General features: G+C 36.5%; 18 protein-coding genes. 10 read left to right on the forward strand and 8 right to left on the reverse strand.

From position 1 onward, the window contains the following. The first annotated feature begins 210 nt into the window (after positions 1–210). The 3 genes from IEW44_RS00910 (at position 211) to IEW44_RS00920 (ending at position 3,214) form a co-directional block, all read left to right on the forward strand. Positions 211–888 carry a GTP pyrophosphokinase gene (locus tag IEW44_RS00910; RefSeq protein WP_188613425.1) on the forward strand — a complete coding sequence of 226 codons (678 nt, stop codon included), beginning with the start codon at positions 211–213 and terminating at the stop codon, positions 886–888. Between the two features lie 179 nt (positions 889–1,067). Next, entirely contained in the window at positions 1,068–1,895 is an 828-nt protein-coding gene (locus tag IEW44_RS00915) for an undecaprenyl-diphosphate phosphatase (protein ID WP_188613134.1), read from the forward strand. Between the two features lie 146 nt (positions 1,896–2,041). After that, on the forward strand, positions 2,042–3,214 hold the full coding sequence (locus tag IEW44_RS00920) for a saccharopine dehydrogenase family protein (protein WP_188613135.1): 1,173 nt from the start codon (positions 2,042–2,044) through the stop codon (positions 3,212–3,214). A gap of 41 nt (positions 3,215–3,255) precedes the next feature. Here the strand turns inward: IEW44_RS00920 and IEW44_RS00925 are convergent, their stop codons facing one another. The 3 genes from IEW44_RS00925 to IEW44_RS00935 all read right to left on the reverse strand — a co-directional run bounded on the left by IEW44_RS00925 (position 3,256) and on the right by IEW44_RS00935 (position 6,473). Beyond that, entirely contained in the window at positions 3,256–4,191 is a 936-nt protein-coding gene (locus tag IEW44_RS00925) for a DMT family transporter (RefSeq protein WP_188613136.1), read from the reverse strand. 10 nt (positions 4,192–4,201) lie between these two features. After that, positions 4,202–4,870 (reverse strand): GntR family transcriptional regulator, encoded by a 669-nt coding sequence (locus tag IEW44_RS00930; protein WP_188613137.1) that lies wholly within the window; start codon positions 4,868–4,870, stop codon positions 4,202–4,204. Between the two features lie 190 nt (positions 4,871–5,060). Continuing rightward, complete coding sequence (locus tag IEW44_RS00935; protein WP_188613138.1) at positions 5,061–6,473, reverse strand: polysaccharide deacetylase family protein; 1,413 nt, start codon at positions 6,471–6,473, stop codon at positions 5,061–5,063. A 144-nt stretch (positions 6,474–6,617) separates the two neighbouring features. On the opposite strand from IEW44_RS00935, the gene IEW44_RS00940 reads away from it, so the two are divergent. Both IEW44_RS00940 and IEW44_RS00945 read left to right on the forward strand, forming a co-directional pair. Then, entirely contained in the window at positions 6,618–7,337 is a 720-nt protein-coding gene (locus IEW44_RS00940) for a threonine/serine exporter family protein (protein WP_373286119.1), read from the forward strand. Positions 7,338–7,349: 12 nt separating this feature from the next. After that, entirely contained in the window at positions 7,350–7,832 is a 483-nt protein-coding gene (locus IEW44_RS00945) for a threonine/serine exporter family protein (RefSeq protein ID WP_188613140.1), read from the forward strand. 45 nt (positions 7,833–7,877) lie between these two features. Here IEW44_RS00945 and IEW44_RS00950 read toward each other — a convergent pair whose 3' ends face one another. Further along, on the reverse strand, positions 7,878–9,893 hold the full coding sequence (locus IEW44_RS00950; protein WP_188613141.1) for a GGDEF domain-containing phosphodiesterase: 2,016 nt from the start codon (positions 9,891–9,893) through the stop codon (positions 7,878–7,880). A 132-nt stretch (positions 9,894–10,025) separates the two neighbouring features. Between IEW44_RS00950 and IEW44_RS00955 the strand changes: the two genes are divergently transcribed. Genes IEW44_RS00955 through IEW44_RS00975 form a run of 5 tightly spaced genes read left to right on the forward strand, consistent with a single transcriptional unit; the run spans position 10,026 to position 16,103 of the window. Then, positions 10,026–10,922 carry a DMT family transporter gene (locus tag IEW44_RS00955; RefSeq protein ID WP_188613142.1) on the forward strand — a complete coding sequence of 299 codons (897 nt, stop codon included), beginning with the start codon at positions 10,026–10,028 and terminating at the stop codon, positions 10,920–10,922. A 15-nt stretch (positions 10,923–10,937) separates the two neighbouring features. Next, the gene (locus IEW44_RS00960) at positions 10,938–12,656 is read left to right on the forward strand and encodes an ABC transporter ATP-binding protein (RefSeq protein ID WP_188613143.1); all 1,719 of its coding nucleotides are present in this window, start codon (positions 10,938–10,940) and stop codon (positions 12,654–12,656) included. Then, positions 12,653–14,461 carry an ABC transporter ATP-binding protein gene (locus IEW44_RS00965; RefSeq protein ID WP_188613144.1) on the forward strand — a complete coding sequence of 603 codons (1,809 nt, stop codon included), beginning with the start codon at positions 12,653–12,655 and terminating at the stop codon, positions 14,459–14,461. The genes IEW44_RS00960 and IEW44_RS00965 overlap by 4 nt, the downstream gene beginning before the upstream one ends. 15 nt (positions 14,462–14,476) lie before the next feature. Beyond that, positions 14,477–15,361, forward strand: coding sequence for a GNAT family N-acetyltransferase (locus tag IEW44_RS00970; RefSeq protein WP_188613145.1), 885 nt, complete (start codon positions 14,477–14,479; stop codon positions 15,359–15,361). A 22-nt stretch (positions 15,362–15,383) separates the two neighbouring features. Beyond that, on the forward strand, positions 15,384–16,103 hold the full coding sequence (locus tag IEW44_RS00975) for a glycerophosphodiester phosphodiesterase (protein WP_188613146.1): 720 nt from the start codon (positions 15,384–15,386) through the stop codon (positions 16,101–16,103). A 51-nt stretch (positions 16,104–16,154) separates the two neighbouring features. On the opposite strand, the gene IEW44_RS00980 is transcribed toward IEW44_RS00975, so the two are convergent. From IEW44_RS00980 to IEW44_RS00995, 4 genes are read right to left on the reverse strand one after another with little or no spacing between them, the layout of a single operon-like run. Continuing rightward, positions 16,155–16,811, reverse strand: coding sequence for an ABC transporter ATP-binding protein (locus IEW44_RS00980; protein WP_188613147.1), 657 nt, complete (start codon positions 16,809–16,811; stop codon positions 16,155–16,157). Then, on the reverse strand, positions 16,798–17,850 hold the full coding sequence (locus IEW44_RS00985) for an ABC transporter permease (protein ID WP_188613148.1): 1,053 nt from the start codon (positions 17,848–17,850) through the stop codon (positions 16,798–16,800). Before IEW44_RS00985 ends, IEW44_RS00980 begins: the two co-directional genes overlap by 14 nt. Beyond that, complete coding sequence (locus IEW44_RS00990) at positions 17,847–19,031, reverse strand: ABC transporter permease (protein WP_188613149.1); 1,185 nt, start codon at positions 19,029–19,031, stop codon at positions 17,847–17,849. Before IEW44_RS00990 ends, IEW44_RS00985 begins: the two co-directional genes overlap by 4 nt. 20 nt (positions 19,032–19,051) lie before the next feature. Continuing rightward, complete coding sequence (locus IEW44_RS00995; RefSeq protein WP_188613150.1) at positions 19,052–20,560, reverse strand: DUF6583 family protein; 1,509 nt, start codon at positions 20,558–20,560, stop codon at positions 19,052–19,054. Positions 20,561–20,568: the final 8 nt, after the last annotated feature.

Raw genomic sequence — 20,568 nt, forward strand, 5'->3', positions numbered from 1 at the left:
CAAACAGACCTTTCTCTGTAGATTAGAGAAAGGTCTGTTTTTTTCTATTTCAAAGAACAATCATTGTTTTACTTTCGCCTTGCTATTTGATCGGAGACATTACACAATAAAATGAAGAAACAAATGATAGAAGAGGATGAGTAAAACGTGACACCAATTATTTCTCGTAATGAAATTACACAATTAAGAGCAGAGTTGACACGCTTTTCAATGGCTTATAAGTTTGCTTTAGATGAAATTACAACTAAAATAAATATTTTACAAGAAGAGTTTCGTTTAACACATGAGAGTAGCCCAATTGAACATGTAAATACACGTGTGAAATCGCCAGAAAGTTTGTTTAAGAAGGTAGCTAAACAAAAAGTAGGGTTGAGTTTACAAGAGATTAAAGAGAACATTCGTGATATTGCAGGCATTCGGATTATTTGCTCGTTTGTATCTGATATTTATCGTGTCTTCGATATGATAAAAAGACAAACAGACATTGAGATTGTTGAAGTAAAAGATTATATTAAACAACCTAAACCAAATGGTTATCAAAGTTTACATGTCATTATGAAAGTGCCTGTATTTATGTCGGACCGCATGGAAAAAGTATACGTTGAAATGCAAATTAGAACAATTGCTATGGACTTTTGGGCAAGTTTAGAGCATAAAATTTATTATAAGTATAATAAACAAGTACCAAGTTATTTAACGGATGAGTTGCATGAGGCGGCTATTGCGGCTTCACAATTAGACCAAAAGATGGAACGACTCAATAATGAGGTAAATGTGTTAAAAGCGCATAACCAAGAAGATGATCGTTTATTAGCAAAGGATGACTTGGCACAAATTATGCTTGAGATTATGGAGAATATTGGCGTGCATACGAAAAATGTGCAGTAGGTGACGATTTTGTCACCTATTTTTTGATTTTGTCATCTTAAAAGCAAGCAGTGAGAGACGAATGAGAATACAATAATATGTAGTTAAGAGGTGTGTTATACTAAAAAGCGTGAAAAAGCAACTTGTCATTTAACAAAACGTTATGATAAGTGGATGACTTAAAAAGGAAAGGTGACACTGTGGAAATTATAGAATTACTGAAAGCACTCATACTTGGTTTTGTAGAAGGTATGACAGAGTTTGCACCAGTTTCTTCTACTGGACATATGATTATTGTTGATGACATGTGGCTGAAGACAGAAGAGTTTTTAGGGAAGTATCCTGCTAATACATTCAAAATTGTGGTGCAATTAGGTTCCATATTAGCAGTAGTTGTTGTAATGTGGAAGCGCCTATTCAGTCTAATAGGGCTTTACAAAATTGATGGGCAACCCATGATGAAACGATTTAACTTATTACACGTAATCGTAGGTATGCTTCCAGCGACAATTGTTGGCTTTGCTTTAAAAGATTTTATTGATGATAATTTATTTGGTGTGGTAACAGTTATTATTGCGTTAGTAGCAGGGGCCTTCCTCATGTTAGCAGCAGATAAATTTGGACCAAAAAACCCACCTATTACATCTTTAGATCAACTGACATATGGTTTAGCATTTAAAGTCGGGCTTGTACAATGTCTATCATTATGGCCAGGGTTTTCGCGCTCAGGTGCAACGATTTCTGGTGGTGTATTATTTGGTATGAACCATAAAACAGCAGCCGACTTTACTTTTATTATGGCTGTGCCAATTATGGCGGGTGCGAGTTTAGTATCTGTCTTAAAAAACTGGGAACATTTATCAATGGATTATTTAAATTTCTATATTGTAGGATTTATTAGTTCATTTGTTTTTGCTTTACTATCAATTAAATTCTTCCTAGCATTAATTAATAAAGTAAAGTTAAAACCATTTGCGTACTACCGCATTGGCTTAGCAATCATCATTGCTATCATTTTACTTGTTTAAAAGATTGCCTATATTAGGCAGTCTTTTTCTTTTGGTTCAAATTATTAGAAAAATAAATAATTTCTGATAAAAGATGCGTAAAGTAGCACAAATGATATATAATAAAGGTGAATATGTCATAAAGGCTTTGAAAGGGGATGGATAATATGAAAGTCATTTTATTAGGTGCAGGATTTATGGGGAAGGCGATTGCTAAAGATTTAGTCCGAAGTAATGGAGTAACAGAAGTGTTACTGGTAGATGCCGACAACGAAAAAGCAAAATTTGTTGCCGATAGTATTGCAAGTGAAAAGTTACAATCCATTGAGCTTCGCTTCGAAAATGATGATGCCTTAAAAGAAGTGCTGATGCAAGGCGCTGTTGTGATTAATGCCATGTTTTATTCGCACAATGAACGCATGGCTCGCTTAGCTATTGACGCTGGCGTGCATATTGTGGATTTAGGTGGCGCAATGGCAGGTGCAACACAAGCTGTTTTTGATTTGGATGAAGCGGCAAAAGCGGCAGGTGTAACCATTATTCCAGAGCTAGGTGTAACGCCAGGTATGACAAATATTTTAACAGGTTATGGTGCTTCTCGTTTAGATGAAGTTACTGAAATTAAATTATATGCAGGTGATATTCCAGTTGAGCCTGTGCCACCAATTGATTATATTGAAGTATTCTCGATTGAACGCATGTTAGATTACTATAGTGGCACAGCAAAAGCCATTTATAAATGGAAAGAACAAGAATATCCATCCATGTCAGGTTGTGAAGGCATTTATTTTGACGAATTAGGCGTATTGGAAGCCTTTTACACAGCAGGGGGCATCTCGACATTAGCCGACTCTTTCCCAGGTGTAAAGACGTTAACCTATAAAACAATTCGCTATAAAGGCCATGCAGAAAAAATGAAATTACTTGTTGATTTAGGGTTATTTGATATTTCAAACAGTGTAAAAATTGATGGTAAGAGTGTCAATGTACGTAAAGTTGTGCGTGAAGCTTTAAGTAAAAAGTTAGAAGCAGGCAAAAAAGCAGATGTATTATTGGTACGTGTACTTGTTACAGGTGAGCAAGCAGAGCAACAAGTAACAAATGAATACGAGCTCGTCCTACAACGTAGTGCTGAGAGCGAAGAAACAGCTATGGCTAAGGCAACGGCAAGCTCTATTTCAATTGTTGCGCAAATGGTCGGTAACGGTTTGATTGAAGAACGCGGTGTAAATGCGCCAGAAAAAGTTGTACCTGGTCAAGCCTATATTGAAGAAATGGCTAAACGTAATATTCATATTAAAGAGACCATCCACCGCTCATCAATGATTGTAAAAGGATAATGACTAAAAGAAGGCAGTTCGCTTTTGCGATGCCTTCTTTTTTATACGTCTTGTTCTTGAACTTGAGGAAATAAACTTAGGACAAGTACAACGAGAATAATGATGGCTGCACCTACCATTTGCCATAATAAAAAGGGTGTGTGCAGTATAATAACAGAGGAAATAATAGCTGCTAAAGGCTCTGTACAGCCTAGCAATGTAGTTTCTTTAGGTGAAATATAGCGTATGCTATCTAAAAAGAGATAGAAGGCAATAAGTGTGCCAAATAATACAACAAACCCAATAAGTAATAAAGTAGTTAAGTGCAGTTGTGGGGTGTCAGAAAATAAGATAAAGCGTCTCGTTGTAAGAGCTTGAAGTATAATCATGCCCATTCCCCCAATAATCATTCCCCAACCTACTAGTACACTAGATGACCATAAGGTGAGTAAATCTTTTGAATAAAGTGTATAAAATGCTAAAGATAAACCCGATAATACGCCCCAAATAATAGCTGGTGTGGAGACCATGAAATTGTGTAAGGAGCCATTTGTTAATAATAAAAATGTGCCAAATGTAGCGAAAAATAATACAAAAATATCTAATTTAGAAGGCGGTGATTTAAACTTAATCAGTAAGTACACTGTAATAAATAAGGGTGCTAAATATTGTAAAATGGTAGCTACTGCGGCATTTCCTTCTGCAATGGATGCAAAATATGTGTACTGTACGCCTAACATGCCTAACAGTCCAAAAAGAATGAGCTGGAAAGCAGTTTTCTTATTTTGCCAAATAACGTATATTTCATGACGGTTAGAACTAAAGAAGGCAAAGAGTAATAAAATAAGACCTGAAAGTAATAATCGTATCGTGACAAGCCATTCTGTTGATAACTGTTCTTGCTGGAATAAAATTTGTGCAGCAGTACCAGATAACCCCCAAAGGCTAGCCCCAATTACCACCATAATCATGCCCTTTACTCGTCCACTAATATGCATAATATGCCTCCTAATGATTGAAGTAGTGTTGAATTTGTGCCATAGGACGAAGCCAATTTAAGCGAATGATTTTTTCAATATCATTATTATTGTTACTTTGCAATGCATCAATTAAGTGCTCATGTTCTTGCACCGATTGTAAATCATCATTCAATTTTTGGAAAAATACATATTCTAATCGTTGAATATGTAGATCAATTGTAGTAAGTGCAGGAGTAATATAAGGGTTTTGAGCTAGATCCGTAATATAGTGATGGAAAGCAGCATCTGCTTGCATCGCTTTTTTTGTGTCTTTTTCAACTAATGCATCTTCAAAAGCTTTATTTAGTTGTCGGAGTGTAACGATATGTTGGTCATTGAGTTGAGGGAGTGCTTGTTTAGCTACAATAATTTGTAAGCCAACCATCGTCTCATACATCGTTTGAATATCTTCAACACGAATGCTTGCAATTTTAGTTTTCTGACCTGGTATTGCTTCAACTAAGCCAGATAAGGCTAAAATTTGTAGCGCTTCTCTGACAGGAGTACGACTGACGCCAATGGCTTGAGCTAATGCAATGTCATTAATTTTTTCATCAGGCTGTAAAGTGCCATCAATAATCCATTGTTGTAGTTGTTGTAATGCAATGTCTTTAGCAGATAAGCGAGTTATTTTTTTTGTGTTTGAAGGAATAGGCATACGTCATGCTCCTTTCGTAATATGCAATATATTGCGTAATTGTAACATAATATTTGGCTATAAAAAAGAGGGTAAATCCACAAACAACCTGAAAATGTATTAGTAAGAGGGTTAATACTGTATCGTTTGGCGCTATTACAACGTGATGAAAAAAGGTGAGGCAATTGTAAATTTGCCTCACCTTACTGTTTTATTGTTGTGCCATACGTCGTTTTAATTCTTCTAACTCGGAGATAGTGACAAATTCGTAGCCTTGGCCACTTAAATAAGCTAATACACTATCTAAACCATCAGCCGTTGATGGATGAATGTCATGCATTAAAATAACAGCACGATTATGCATAGCATTTTGTACAGAAGGCAATAACTGTGACGCGTTGCGATTTTTCCAATCTAATGTGTCAATCGACCATAAGATAACAGGTACATCAATATGCGATTTTACCGCATCGTTAATTGCACCATATGGCGGTCTAAAGACAGTTGGCTTTTGTCCAATAGCTTGCTCAATAACTGAAACTGTATCATTTACTTCTTTTTGGACTTGTTCACCTGTTAAGTTAGTTAATACAGGGTGGCTCCACGAGTGATTGCCAATCTCATGTCCACGTTTTAACTCTTCTTTTACAAGCTCAGGATTCACTTGTACACGATTACCTAATAGGAAGAAAGTTGCTTTAGCATTATATTTATCTAATGTATCAAGCACGCGGTCAGTCACACCTTTTTCAGGACCATCATCAAACGTTAGCGCCACATATTTTCCATCAGGGCTTAATTCACGTATAGGTGGGGATAAAATGTTTTTTGACAGTGTTTCAGGAGATTGTAAGTCAGGTAATAAGATGGGGTTTACAAAATTTAAAGGAATGGATACAGTAGGTGTTGCTGCACTCGCTGTAATTTCATACTCATTATAATAAAATTGTAAGGCATCATCTGAAATACTAAATCGCTCAAAGTTTTTCCAATCTGGCTCAGTAATTAAGGCTACCTTATCCTCAAGCATTAAACTTTTAAGTTCTTCGTCATTTGTTAATTGTTGATTAACATTTTCAGCAAGTAGCTGTAAATAGTCTTCATTGTCATTTAACATGTTTTGAAGTGTGATAGGTTTATTTGTTTCTTTATCAAATACATACGTTTTAATGGATGTCTTTTCATTGCCATTTCCTGTGTACGAAGTATTTGTTAAAATGAAGGAGAAATAACGATCTTTATAAGGTAATGTTTTTACGTCCAAAGTTAAAGATGGGCGGTCTTCCTCCGTTGTATTGTTTTGTTTTTCGAGTTCGGCTAAATAGGTTCTTTTCATTTTTAGCACATGGTTGGCAATCTCTTTGTTAAACGCATCATTTGTCGTTTTTGGATATTGTAATGTATAAGGTGTCTTCTTGCTCTTAGCTTGATCAGTGACGATTTCAATGCCTTCGTATGATGAAGCCTCTGTTGTAATAGTATTCGGTTTTTCTTTTTTCATTTTGGCTTCTTGTTTATTATTGTTGGAGAACATAAAAAAGATGCCAACAGCACATAATGCTGCAATAATGGCAAGCAGCGTAAGTTTAACAAATGGCTTGCTTTTGCGTTTTCTAGATTGCATGGTAAATAAACTCCTTCCTTATGTAATTGTTCTATTTGTATAGACGCATAGTTTGGATAAAAAGTTGACTTATTTATAAAAAATGTAATGAATTGATAAAGGGGGATGCCAAAGTTGAGTGAAGTATCAACCAATGAATTGCTAATGGATTGTTTACAATTAGTAGGTCAGATTATGATTGAAAGTGGCGCAGAAGTTTATCGAGTTGAAAATACGATGTATCACATTGCGAATTCTCAAAATATACCAGATATTCAAACCTATGTGACGTCAACAGGTATTTTGTTAACGGTAGGTAAAACCCAATCCACACGCATTACACCTATAGCAAGACGCATTACCGATTTGGAGAAAGTAGCAAGAGTGAATGCCGTCTCTAGAAAATTGTCTGCTAAAAGCATAACACTAACACAAGCATATGACGAGTTGTTAACTATACAAAAGACGAACTATTTTTTACCAATATACCTCCAAGTATTAGCAGCTTGTATAGCAAGTGGTAGTTTTTTGATTATGTTTGGTGGGATATGGCAAGATTTTTTTGCGGCTTTTATTGCAGGTGGAATGGGTTTTTTAACGTACTTGATTGCGCATGATCTCACAAGAGTGCGTTTTTTTTCAGAATTTACAGCCTCTCTTGTTGTCGGTTTACTAGCCTATTTAGCAGTTCATCTTCAATTGGGGTCAGAGTTGGATAAAATCATTATTGGTTCCGTCATGCCATTAGTGCCTGGTTTACCAATTACAATAGCGGTGCGTGATCTAATGTCAGGGCACTTAGTGTCAGGCTTAGCTAAAGGGGCAGAGACGGTACTAACTGCATTTGCCATTGGTTCAGGCATAGCTGTTGTGTTATCTTTTTAGGAGGTCACTATTATGGACTACATCATACAAATTATTGTGAGTTTTATTGCAACAGCTTGTTTCGGTATTATTTTTAATGTACCAATTAAACGTGTCTTTTTTTGTGGTATTGTAGGAGCTATGGGGTGGATAGTTTACTATGTGAGTATTCAAAGAGAGATTGATCCTGTACAAGCCTCGTTTTTAGGAGCATTTGCAGTAGCCATCGCTGCCCATGTACTAGCCAAAAAATATAAAACGCCAATGATTGTTTTTAATGTATCGGGTATTATTCCATTAGTGCCTGGTGGCATTGCTTACAATGCGATGCGGAGTGCAGTGGAAAATGATTATTTGGTGAGTATTCAATACGGGTTTAAGGCATTTATGATCTCAGGTGCTATTGCTATGGGCTTAGCATTTGCAGAGGTATTGATGCAGTTAATCTTCAAAGCACGTGATTCAGGACGTTCACGATTTCAGCATGTCCGAAAAAAACATAAAAGACTGTTATAGCATGTTAAAAACAGCAAGCTGGCATAAGAGCCGCTTGCTGTTTTTTTATAGTCGTTTATTAATATCTGCTACAGCTATCGGTTTGCAGATGGCATAACCTTGTAGAATGTCACAAGCTGTTGTTTGTAACCATTTTAGTTGTTGAGTAGTTTCTACACCTTCTGCCACAATTGTTAAATCAAGCGTTTTACCTAATTGAATCATACTTTCAACAAGCTTCTGTGTTTTCTCCGATTTTTCAATCGCTTGAATAAACGTATCATCAATTTTAATCGCTGATATCGGTAAAATTTGCAAGTAACGGAATGAAGAATACCCTGTACCAAAATCATCTAATACAAAAGATACACCAGCTTCTTGTAATGTCTCTAATTGTTTTTGAATGGAGCCAACTAACTCTGCTTCTAAGGCGAATTTCTCTGTGATTTCAAATTGAATTAATTCTGCTGGACAACGTGTTTCTGCTAATGTTTGTAAAACGACATCAGCCATGTTTTTATCGCGAAACTCGCGTACAGAAGCATTAATACTGACAGTGATAGGCGTGCCAGCTTTTTTCCATGATACGGCTTGTTGGCACGCCTCACGTAGCATATAATTACCAATGTTGTGGATTAAACCTGTTGACTCCGCTAATGGAATTAATTCACCTGGCGCTACAGAGCCTACCACATCATCATCCCAACGTACAAGTGCTTCTACACCGCATATTTTTTGCGTTTGTGTATTTACTTGTGGTTGATATAATACATGGAGATTTTTTTCGTCAAGCGCTTTCAAGAGCCTCGTCTCTAATAAAGCAGCTCGATTTAATTCACGATGGCGATCTGCTGAGAGTGCTACAATCTGATTGCCACCAGCCTCTCGTACAGCACTAATCGTTGCTAAAGAAGTGCGCATTAATTGCGTATAGGTCGTAAATTCAGCAGGGAAACGTGTGATTCCGCCGCTTACAGAGATCGGTAGCGCAAATTGTTCGTGATAGATGGGGTTGCCATCGAGATAATTAAGGAAACCTTGAATAAACCATTCACTTAATGGCGTTAGTAAAGCAAAGTCAGTTTCGTTAATACGAGCAATAATGCTATCTTGGAAATAGGTTTTCAAACGCTCTGTAAAAGCTACACCAAGGGATTCATCTAATGGTGTATTATGCATCTCTTTTAATGTGTAAAATTTATCAATACTTAAATATACAAATGAGAAGTTTCGTTTATCTTCTACTAATTCACCAATTTCATTTTCTAACCAGTATGCATTGTGTAGTCCTGTTTCAGCATCAACATAAGCATACTTTTGTAGTTTATGTAGTTCTGTTTTTGCTTTAGAAATATCACGACCGATTAAAATATAGCGCTGCACTCGTTGAATCGGACAAAATGTAGGGAAGATTACTAAGTCACCCCAATATTCTTGGTCGTTCTTTGTAAGAAGTGCTGCCTCACCTTGCCAGATTTGACCTTGTTGTAAAATGCGCCAAATTTGTTCAGGTAATTTATACGTATTCGTAGTTTGAGGGAATAGCTGCCAAAAAGATTTGCCAATTACGCGTTTTGGCGTCCACTGGCTAGCGCGTAAGAATGCTTGATTGGCATCTAAAATAAAGCCATCTTCATCCAGTGTGACCATCATCAATGTTTGATAAATACCATTGCGTAAATCAGACAACTCTTTTAAGAGTAGTGCATTGTTAATAGTATCTTGTGAAGTGACACAAGTAAGTGCAATGCTTGATTGGTCTTCAAATACACAAGGTTGTATGAAAAGGTCTGTGTTCGGAAAAACTTGTGTTAATGCGTGTAATTGTACATTTTTCATTTGTTGTAATTTCGGTTTCTTTAGCATGCTTTCGAGTTCACCCATATTAATAGAGGGGAACAATTGAGGGGCTACTGTAATAATTGGTTGCTGAAGCAAGTGTTTTGCTTCGTTACCAAAAATAAGATAGGTATATTGTGATAAGTGAACTATAGTACCTTCCTCACTGATTATGAGGGTTGGTAATGGTAGTAAATCTACATATTTCACATCTACAATGTTATTATTTTGATTTCGCGACATGTTTTATTCTCCTTATTATAATACGACTCTTTTAATTATAGATAATAATTATCATTTCGTCATGGTTTTCAAAGAAATTCTATCAAGTATATCGAATTATTCTTTTTCATTATAAGAAAGGATGGTGTATAAATGCAAAGGTTAAAAGGAATACTCCTTATTGTAGTAGGAGCTGCCTTATGGGGAGCAACGGGGCCAATGATGGAGTGGCTGCTAGCTGAGACAGCACTCACAGTATCCTTTATTTTAGCTTTACGCCTTATTATTGCAGGAATAGCACTTCTCATTTTTTTATCTTTTAAGATGGATAAAAGTATCAATAGTATTTGGCAACAGAGAATTTGGTTACAGCAATTATTTATTTTTAGCCTTGTTGGTATGCTAGGTCTACAATACTCTTTTGCTGCAACCATTGAAGTAAGTAATGCTATAGTAGCAACTTTACTACAATTTTTAGCACCCATCTTTATTGTGCTATATGTCTCACTTAGCCAGAAAAAAATGCCACCTCGTTTTCAAGTGATTGGCATTATAAGCACGTTAGCAGGTTTATTTTTATTATTAACCAATGCCTCTCTTGATCATTTATTAGTTAGTCAAGAGGCATTAATCTGGGGTATCATTTTAGGTTTGAGCTTCTCATTTTATACGCTATACCCTGCGCGCTTAATGAAGGAGTGGGGCGTATTATTAGTTGTGGCATGGGGGATGTTAATAAGTGGTGTACTACTCGGTGTGGGGACAGCAATCTGGCGTTCTAATGAATGGTTGCTCTTAAAAGATGGTAAAATAATAATGATTTTATTACTCCTAACCTTGTTTAGCACTTTAGCTTATGTCATGTTTCTCAGCAGTATGTCTTATATTACACCGGTAGAAACAAGTGTATTATCTAGTATAGAACCCTTAACGACAATGATTATCTCCATCATTGTATTTCAGGCAACGCTTGGTACATGGCAGGTGCTAGGTATTGTGGTGATGTTGTTGAGTGTGATGGCCTTATCACTGTTAGGGGATAAAGCATAGACAAGAGGTGTGAAAATGAAAGCAGTGTTTCGTTATGTTAAGCCTTATAAATGGTTTGCGGTTATTGCGATTGTATTAATGTTTTTTGAATTGTTTGTGGAGTTAATACAACCATTAATTATGGCGAATATTATTGACCAAGGTGTTCAATTACAAGATATAGCAACGATTGTAGAATGGACGACAATATTATTGGCGTTATCTGTATTTTCTTTTATTGCGGGTGTTGTTAACTCCTATTTTTCGGCTCATGTTGCACAAAGTTTTGCTTTTGACTTGCGCAGTGCCTTATTTAAAAAGATACAGTCTTTTACAATGGCAACGTATATAAAATACCCTGCCTCCGGATTAATTACGCGTTTAACAAATGATGTAAATAACGTTCAACAAGTATTATTTATGTTATTGCGTATTATGTTGCGTGCACCGTTAGCAGTCATTGGTAGTTTTATTATGGCTTTTTATGTAAATGCAAAATTGGCTAGTATTTTATTAATTAGTGTGCCTATTATTGCTATTTTTTTATTTGTAATGGTCACAAAAGGGATACGCATGTTCAGTGCTGTGCAAAGACGTTTAGATGGAGTTAACCGCATGCTTCAAGAGAATTTACAAGCTATTCGTTTAGTGAAGGCTTATTTGCGCGGTAAATATGAAACAAATCGTTTTAATGAAGTAGCTAGTCATTTAAAAATAGACTCTATGAAGGCGTTGCGTTTAATGGAGTACATCATGCCAATCTTGTTATTTGTTATGAATGTGACGATGTTAGGTATTATTTGGTTTAGTGCGAAGTATGTGGGTGCAGGCGATATCCAACTAGGAGAAGCTGTAGCGGTGATTAACTACACGATGCGCATTACGATGATTTTATCCTTATTTGTTTTTATTATTATTTTATTTGCGCGTGCTAAAGCCTCAGCAGAGCGCATGGAAGAAATTTTGTTGATTGAAGAAGGCACAGAGGATATTAAAACACAGCCTTTTGATTTACCAGCAGGTGATCTTGTCTTTGAAGATGTCGCTTTTAGATATAATGACGCAGCACCTTATGCGTTAAATCATATTAGCTTTACGATAAAAGAAGGGGAGAAGTTAGCCATATTAGGGGCTACGGGCTCAGGCAAATCAACTTTATTGCAATTGATACCACGATTTTATGAACCAACAGCAGGTAAGATTACAATAGGTGGTCGTAATATTCAAGAAATAGAGTTAGCCTCTTTACGTAATAAGATAGGTTATGTACCACAACAATCTGTATTATTTACAGGGACTATTTTTGATAATATTCGTTGGGGTAAAGAGGATGCTTTATTAGATGAAGCGTTACATGCCGCTTCGCAAGCTCAAATTCACGATTCTATTGATGCCTTTCCTCAAGGGTATGACACGATCGTAGGGCAAAAAGGGGTTAACTTGTCAGGTGGGCAAAAACAGCGGCTATCTATTGCACGTGCATTATTACGAGATGCTTCTTTTTTATTATTAGATGACAGTACAAGTGCATTAGATGTTAAAACAGAAGAAAATTTATGGGAAGCATTAGGGCATCATAACGCGACAATGCTTGTTGTGACACAAAAAATTCAAACAGCAAAGGGTGCAGACCATATTTTACTGTTAGATCAAGGACAAATGGTTGCCTTTGGTACGCATGAAGCGTTGAGCCAAACGTCGCCACTTTATCAAAAAATTATTGTCTCGCAACAAGAAGGGGGGATTGAAGAATGAGTTTTTTACGAAAACCATTCGGCTATGAACCTTTACTAACACGTGAAGAAATTAAACAAACGAGCACGATGAAAAAGAAAGCACGTGCGAATGACTGGAAACGCACACTGAAACGAGTATGGCAGATTGTAGATGAACAGCGCTTGTTATTAATGCTTGTCTTATTACTTGTTGTTGTTAGCTCAGCATTAACGTTGTTAGGGCCATTTTTAATCGGTAAGATGATTGACTATTTCGTTGAACAAGGTACAACGACAGGTATTATGTCGTGGATTGTGAGCCTGATTGTGATTTATGTGATATTATCCCTCACATTGTTTTTGCAAAATTATTGGATGATTGGCATTGCACAGCAAACCATTTATCGTATGCGAACAGCTTTGTTTGCGCATTTTCAACAATTACCTATTCCTTTCTTTGATCGTAGGCAACATGGGGAATTAATGAGTCGGGCAACAAATGATATTGAGGCAGTGAATGCCACGTTAAATACCGCATTTATTCAAGTGTTTTCAAGTATTATTACATTGACAGGTACTGTAGTTGTCATGTTGTATTTAAGTCCTTTATTAACGGTATTAACGATGACAATTATTCCTATCATGTTTTATGGTATGCGCTGGATTACACGTCGCACAGGTAAATTATTTAAAGAGCAGCAAAAAGCCGTTGGTGCGTTAAATGGCATGATTGAGGAAACAATTTCTGGGCAACGTGTTGTGAAAGCTTTTTCTCAAGAAGAACGTATGATTCAACAATTTGAAGAGCGCAGTAACGCATTAAAACGTGCCAGTTTTTGGGCGCAGTCCTACTCAGGCTATATCCCTAAAGTGATGAATGTTTTAAATAATGTCAGCTTTACGATTGTAGCAGGGGTTGGAGGGATTTTAGCGGTTAAAGGTCATATCACTGTTGGCGTTATTGTCATTTTTACAGAGTATGCTCGTCAGTTCACACGCCCGCTTAATGACTTGGCCAATCAATTTAACACTGTACTTTCTGCCATCGCAGGAGCTGAGCGTGTCTTTGCTATTATGGATGAGCCTATTGAAGATGATGAGCAAGGTAATCCTCATATGTTGCAAGGAGAAGTAGCCTTTCAGCATGTTACATTTGCGTATCATGCAGGTGATACGATATTACATGATGTGAATTTTACTGTGGAGTCAGGTCAAACGGCTGCTTTAGTTGGTGCAACAGGAGCGGGTAAAACAACAATTATGCAATTGATTGCTCGCTTTTACGATACAGATCAAGGCAGTGTTTTATTTGATGGTCAAGATGCGAAGTCTATTTCTCGTACATCACTGCGCAACCAAATGGCATTTGTTTTACAAGATCCCTTCTTGTTTGAAACAAGTGTGATGAATAACATACGTTATGGAAAGTTAGATGCTACAGATGAAGAAGTGATCGCTGCTGCTAAGAAGGCGAATGCCCATGAATTCATTAAGGCGTTACCACATGGGTATCATACGTATTTAAGTTCTGATGGTAGTGAAATCTCACAAGGGCAGAAGCAATTGTTATCAATCGCTCGCGCTTTATTAGCAGACCCTAAAGTGTTATTGCTAGACGAAGCAACAAGCAGCATTGATACGATTACAGAAATGAAAATTCAAGAAGCATTAGAAGTGTTAATGAAAGGGCGCACAAGTTTTGTCATTGCTCATCGTCTCAATACGATTAAGCATGCAGATGTTGTATTTGTCATGCAACAAGGTCAACTAGTAGAGGCGGGTACACAGCAAGAATTAATTGAACAAAATGGTATTTATGCGCATATGTTAAATCGAAATGAATAAATAAGGAGTTTTTTTGTGAATATATCGTTTATTACAGCATCTTTTCCGCTTGATGAGCAAACGTATCAAGAAGTATTAACGCTAGTGAAACAAACTGGCGTAGAAGACGGTGTACATTATGAAGAAGCATTAAAGACATCATTAATGCCTCAATATGACAGTAAAGGCTTTGTCATCCTAGCTTATGATGATGATAAAGACCTTTTAATCGGGGTTACTAGTGCTACGGATATTATTGGTTTGAATACGTATGAGTGGTCTAGTGTAGTAGCGCCTATGTATCGTAATTTACGTATTGGTAGCACCATGATTGAGGCTTTGCAAGAAGCTTTAGAAGATAGAGGCTGTGAGGGTGAACTTGCATTAGCTGTACGCACAGATGGTAAAGAGAAGCGCTTTTTAACAAGGTTAGGCTATTATTATAATTTTTCAGAGGCTTATTTATCAGCACCAGCAGAAACAAGTACGCCACTGTATGAAATTAAACCTTACTTAAATGAACGAACAGCTATTTGTGAGTTATATGAAGAGGCATTTGGTGATTTGTATGAGGAGTCCGTAGAACTAATTGATTATACAACTACAACAGCAGGTCATATGTTATTCGTTGCTTATGATGGTGAGCAAGTAGTAGGTACTGTAACGACAACAAGAGATGGTAGTATTCAATGGTTATCAGCGCTAGCTGTTAAAAAAAGTGAGCGTCATAAAGGGATTGGTACTGCACTCATCTCATGGGTGAAGCATTATGCCTTACAAGAGAACTGTACGAATGTACTATTAATGGTAGAAATGGATAATGAAGCGGCATTGCGCATTTATGAAAAAAACCGTTTCACGATTACTCAGCAAACAGATTATTATATAAGAAAAAGAATAGCAGGAAATAAAATCGGGTAAAGGTGATAAAGGAGTGATTAGTATGGAGATCTTTGCACATAGAGGCGCATCAGGAAGCTATCCAGAAAATACAATAGTAGCGTTTCAAGCAGCTGCACAATTGCCCATTACAGGTGTAGAGCTAGATGTACACCTTACAAAGGATCAACAGTTAGTTGTCATCCATGATGAAACAATAGACCGCACATCAGATGGCACAGGCTTTGTTAAAGACCTAACCTTAAAGCAATTAAAAGAATATGACTTTGGTGGGTGGTTTGGCGCAGGTTTTATTGGCGAAAAAATCCCCACATTGAGCGAAGTTTTAACGCTATTTGCGACAACTAATCACCAAATCAATATTGAACTCAAATCAGATGTTTTTGCATATGAAGGAATGGAAAAGCTTGTTTGGGAAGAAGTAGAAGCCCATGATTTAACAGCACGTACACTCATTTCGTCATTTGATCATGAAGCGTTACAACGTTTAGCCCGTATAGCTCCGCAAAGTAATCGAGCAGCCTTATTCAGTGCAGTGGTCATTGATATTGAAAATTATATTACACATATTCCAGCACAAGCGATGCATGTGGCATTGCCTACAGCTTTCAGAAAGCCGATTATTGATGCGGTACGCAATGATGCAACTGTGCGAGTCTATACGGTAAATGATGCTCTGTACGCACAGGAATTGGCCTTACTAGGTGTCACCAGTATTTTTACCGATTATCCAGAGGAAATGGTTGCTTACTTTCAACAATAAAATAAGGGGTCAGGGGAAGTAGTATTTCCCTTGATCCCTTATTTTTTACGATTATATTTTTTCAATATGCGTTGTTTCTTGCAATAAATCATAATAAAAATCGTCATCACCAATGCTTAAAATACGATGACACATATTTTTGATTTCGTCCATATCATGTGAAATATAAATAATCATGACATTTTCTTCTGCTAAATGTTGTAGTGTTTTCGCAATCTCAAGTTTAGATTTTAAATCAATCCCAACAGTAGGCTCATCTAGCAGCAATAACGTAGGGTCATGGATTAAGGATAAAGCTAAATTAAGCTTGCGTTTCATCCCTCCTGAGAGCTTACGAACAGGTTCATCCCATACGTGTAATGAGACTTTTTCACAGAGGGCTCGTAATTGAGTCTGTGTTTTTTTGACAGGGCTGAGGTTAGCAAAAAACAGCATATTTTCTTTCACTGTCATATCTTCAAAAATCGCAAGTTCCTGTGGTACAAAACCAATGTGCTGACGCAGTTTTTTACGTTCAGTTTCATCATATAATGTGATGGTACCTTCATCTTGTGGTAATAAGGTAGCAATGATATGAAGCAGTGTTGTTTTACCAGCACCATTACGTCCTACTAAGCCAATGATTTCGCCTTGTTGCACAGCAAAACTAATGTGAGACAACACATGATGATGGCGATAACTTTTAGAAACATTATCAATGATTAACATACCTTCTCTCCTTTCGCTTTAAGAGAAGCACTAGTGATAGTAAACTAATAGGTAGCCAAATCGTTATGCTTTGTTGTAGCAAAGCGATTTGTGGCTGAAGTAGCTGAAGTTGGTAAGGCATAGGAACCCATAAGCCACTTGTAAATAATAAGAGTGTCATCAACAGTAAACTGTACTGATAAAACCGGATAATACTATGACAACATAAAGCTAAACAAGCACTAAGACAACTTATGGTTAACCGAAAAGCAAATAATATTGTTATATTTGCCCATGATATGTTAGCAAATTGATAAAGAGCGAGACAGTCCATCACAAAAAATAATACCATGTACATCGTTAGATGATATAAAAAGTACGATGTTACTGTATGATTTGAAAATGGCGCACGCAATAATAAAGCGGTATTATGCTCTTTAATAAGCCACGTACTAGCCAGCAAGGTACTGAGTGTAGCAAAGAGTGACCAGATTAAAAATGATGAAGATATAGTATGAGCAGCAGTTTGATTTGTCATGTGCAATGATGTTGTTAAAATAGATTTTTCTTTCATATAGGCAGTGCTCTTAGCTATTAAAGCATTACTGTCGATTGCTGTATCAGGTTGCATGCTTTTGATCACATCAATCGTTGCATATTGCCCTACTAACTGTAGAGCTGTCGTTAAAACAATATTGCTTGTTGATTCGTGAAAGAGTGAAAGATTAGAACTTATGCTGGTTAATAAACGTGCTTTTTGCTGTGTTGTTACAAGTGTTTTAAAGTTTTTTTCAATAACAAAGACACTATCTAATTGATGCGACTCGAGTTGCTGTAATGCAGTGGCATAATTTGTTTCAATAACCGTGAATGCTTTTTGCTGTTGCAATGTTTCAATAAAGCGCTGTGATAAGTCACTGTTATCCTCATCGACAATGCCAATTGGTATCGTTTTATTAGGTACGGTTGAGAGTAAGAGAGTAAGTACAAACGGTAAGATTAACCAAAGCACAATGCTATAATATTGTTTTTGAAAACGCAGTAATCGAATGGCAATCATAATGTGCGCTCCTTCCATTTAAGTAGCATAAAACCAAGGAATATACTGACAAGTAGTGTGCTAAGTAACGGGAGAAACTCTGCATATGTGCGCTCATACAAAATGACTTGAGACAGTTGTTCAAAGGCTTGTTGAGAGTAGCTAGGCATACGAATAGGTAAGTAAGCAGAAGGTAAAATAGCACCACTCGAAATAATAATATAAAGCGTATAAACAAGCTGTAAAGGCATGGCTCTTTTAGGTTGGCATAACAACTCAATACATAAGAGGTGGCAACAGAAAATAAGCGTCACGCACAATAATAAGACGAATATTTTCACATAGTCACTTGGTAGCCAGTAGAGTTGAGCGTATGCTCGCATAACATAAATAAATAGTGTGGCTAATGGTAGCGGTATGAGTAAACATAGTGCCGCTTTAGCTAGTAGTGGTTTGATAAGCCCTACATTGTACAAACGTAAGCGCCAAGTGATACTTTGCGGCGTTTCTCTTAATAACCACTGTTGTAATAAAAAAATCCAAATGATTAGTAGTGAGAATATAACACTTAACATGTAATAATTAACAGGATTTGCGGTAGCGATATTTTCAACTTCTTCATGTGGCATAAATTGTTCCTTTGCAAAAAAACGCGTAAAGTAACTTAATAAATGGGTTTTAATGAGGGATATTCTCGTCTCATCTGTATAGTGCAAAGCATGAGCTGTCTCATTAATGAGTAATAGATTAGCTTGAGCTAGGTTCATATAGTTGGCTATCCTATCAACAACTTGCTTTAAGAGTAGTATTTCGTTTTGGTGGGCAGGGTCAGCTGTGATGGCAATGTTAGTACGCTCACCATTATAAAGTGTCTCTGTAAAGTTGGTAGGAAGTGATAAATAACCAATAATCTTTTGTTGGGCTAGCTGTGTTTTAGCCTCATCTGTAGTGAGTTGGATCATTGAAATATGCTCAGCTAATGTATTGGAGTCGGTTAAGAGTGTACTGAGCAATACGGTCTCTTCAGACTGGTCGTTGTCAACAATAGCAATGGTTAATGGCGTTTCTGTTACAGGTTGTATCCAACTATAAAAAAGTAGCGCAACAGCTCCCACTAATATAATAGGAAAAAACAAAAGAAAAGGCAGTGTAATCCACTGCCTTTTCAATTGCTTAATATGATGAATAATAAATCGAGACATACCGATTCACCTTCTTTAAATTAAAATCCAGCGCCGAAACCGCCGACTAAATTCATAATTTCTTCAGCGAAATCATTTTCAAAGTAGCTATCAATTTCTTCATTTGTCATGTCATTTAAATTAACAACATCTTCGCTAGCTTTCATAGGGTCTACTTTTTTGACGATTTTTGTATCAGCATCAACATGTAAACTAAATGCGTCTGAGTCGTCTGCACGGAATAAGAATGTGTGAGTGCCACCCATTTTATCTTTTTCATACTTCACATCACCTTGCCAAACAATTCCCATTTTTTCGAAGGGACTGCCTACTTCATCTTCTAATGTAGTACCAGGCTCGATTGAAATACTGCGTTCAAAAATATTGCCGCCATCTTTACGGTCCTCATTTGCTTGATACGAGATAACCGTGTCATCAAAAGTAATATCAATCATATCATTTACTTTTTTACCATCATACGTAAGCTCACCAGTGATAACAACCTCATCTGTACCGTCACCCATTGTATACTTGAAGTTAGCATTGTTTTTCTTTACTTCACGTACACCTACTACTGTAAACGTTGTATTAGCATCAGAAATTGTTAATTCACGATTTACGATTACTTTATCTTTCACCCAAATACTAGAGACTAATTTTTCGGGTAAGTCAGCCTCTTTTAAATCTTTACGTGCTTGTTCTAGACCGTCGAATAATTCTTTAGTATCTGTGCCATCAGATAATCCAAACGATGAACGTTTTGAGTAATTTTCAATAATTTCTTTTGTTTTTTCATCTTTTAATGCTTCAGCTAAAATAGCATCAATTGAAGAACGAATTTGTTCTTTATTTAATGTCATGACTAAGTTTTCAGCTTTTACTTTATTACCATATACTTCTACATCACCTTTTTTAGATGTAAAAGATTTATCTTCTAACTGGTCAAAGAAAATTTTACCATAATGCGCTGTTAAATAGTCCACATCTTCTTGTGGCATTGTAGTGCCTTCTGGTGAGAATAATTCTGTGAAATCCATTTTAAAATCTTGCATATCAGGCTGTGCTGAAACATATTCTGTTAGCTTTTTATCGCTAATTTGTACGCCTGATGTTAAAGAGGTATCTACAATCACATCGTGTTTATTTAAACCGAAAAATAGTTTTGCTAATTCAGAATCAGCTAATTTTACAGATAATTCATTATTGCTAACATTGTTTTTTAAATCATTTTTCGACTTGAAATCTAAAACAACTGATTCTACCATTGATAAGATTGAAGGGTCCATACCAAGTTCTTGTGCTAATGCTTCGTTGACAGTAACATTAGCTTTCATTGTGCTTTCGCTTTTTTCTTTTTGCCCTTTTTCATACCAGTCTAACTCATCTTTATAGCGCTCTTCAAAGAGTTTAGACCAACTTTCCATTTCGTCTTTTTCAGCTAACATATAAGCATTTTTAGGTGAGTTTGTTAAAAATGTGTATGCAAGAGCGCCTCCACCAATCAATAAAACTGCAGCAATAATAATGCCGATAATTCCTTTTTTGTTCATGTTAAACC

The organism is Lysinibacillus alkalisoli (assembly GCF_014643595.1).
In the GTDB taxonomy this organism is placed as follows: domain Bacteria; phylum Bacillota; class Bacilli; order Bacillales_A; family Planococcaceae; genus Metalysinibacillus; species Metalysinibacillus alkalisoli.

What these genes read in the sequence shown, in the direction of transcription:
- IEW44_RS00920 (WP_188613135.1), top strand. Translation starts at nt 2,042, where the DNA reads ATGAAAGTCATTTTATTAGGTGCAGGATTTATGGGGAAGGCGATTGCT.
- IEW44_RS00950 (WP_188613141.1), bottom strand. Translation starts at nt 9,893, where the DNA reads ATGTCGCGAAATCAAAATAATAACATTGTAGATGTGAAATATGTAGAT.
- IEW44_RS00975 (WP_188613146.1), top strand. Translation starts at nt 15,384, where the DNA reads ATGGAGATCTTTGCACATAGAGGCGCATCAGGAAGCTATCCAGAAAAT.
- IEW44_RS00925 (WP_188613136.1), bottom strand. Translation starts at nt 4,191, where the DNA reads ATGCATATTAGTGGACGAGTAAAGGGCATGATTATGGTGGTAATTGGG.
- IEW44_RS00955 (WP_188613142.1), top strand. Translation starts at nt 10,026, where the DNA reads ATGCAAAGGTTAAAAGGAATACTCCTTATTGTAGTAGGAGCTGCCTTA.
- IEW44_RS00935 (WP_188613138.1), bottom strand. Translation starts at nt 6,473, where the DNA reads ATGCAATCTAGAAAACGCAAAAGCAAGCCATTTGTTAAACTTACGCTG.
- IEW44_RS00945 (WP_188613140.1), top strand. Translation starts at nt 7,350, where the DNA reads ATGGACTACATCATACAAATTATTGTGAGTTTTATTGCAACAGCTTGT.
- IEW44_RS00980 (WP_188613147.1), bottom strand. Translation starts at nt 16,811, where the DNA reads ATGTTAATCATTGATAATGTTTCTAAAAGTTATCGCCATCATCATGTG.
- IEW44_RS00930 (WP_188613137.1), bottom strand. Translation starts at nt 4,870, where the DNA reads ATGCCTATTCCTTCAAACACAAAAAAAATAACTCGCTTATCTGCTAAA.
- IEW44_RS00910 (WP_188613425.1), top strand. Translation starts at nt 211, where the DNA reads ATGGCTTATAAGTTTGCTTTAGATGAAATTACAACTAAAATAAATATT.
- IEW44_RS00990 (WP_188613149.1), bottom strand. Translation starts at nt 19,031, where the DNA reads ATGTCTCGATTTATTATTCATCATATTAAGCAATTGAAAAGGCAGTGG.
- IEW44_RS00960 (WP_188613143.1), top strand. Translation starts at nt 10,938, where the DNA reads ATGAAAGCAGTGTTTCGTTATGTTAAGCCTTATAAATGGTTTGCGGTT.
- IEW44_RS00995 (WP_188613150.1), bottom strand. Translation starts at nt 20,560, where the DNA reads ATGAACAAAAAAGGAATTATCGGCATTATTATTGCTGCAGTTTTATTG.
- IEW44_RS00965 (WP_188613144.1), top strand. Translation starts at nt 12,653, where the DNA reads ATGAGTTTTTTACGAAAACCATTCGGCTATGAACCTTTACTAACACGT.
- IEW44_RS00985 (WP_188613148.1), bottom strand. Translation starts at nt 17,850, where the DNA reads ATGATTGCCATTCGATTACTGCGTTTTCAAAAACAATATTATAGCATT.
- IEW44_RS00940 (WP_373286119.1), top strand. Translation starts at nt 6,618, where the DNA reads ATGGATTGTTTACAATTAGTAGGTCAGATTATGATTGAAAGTGGCGCA.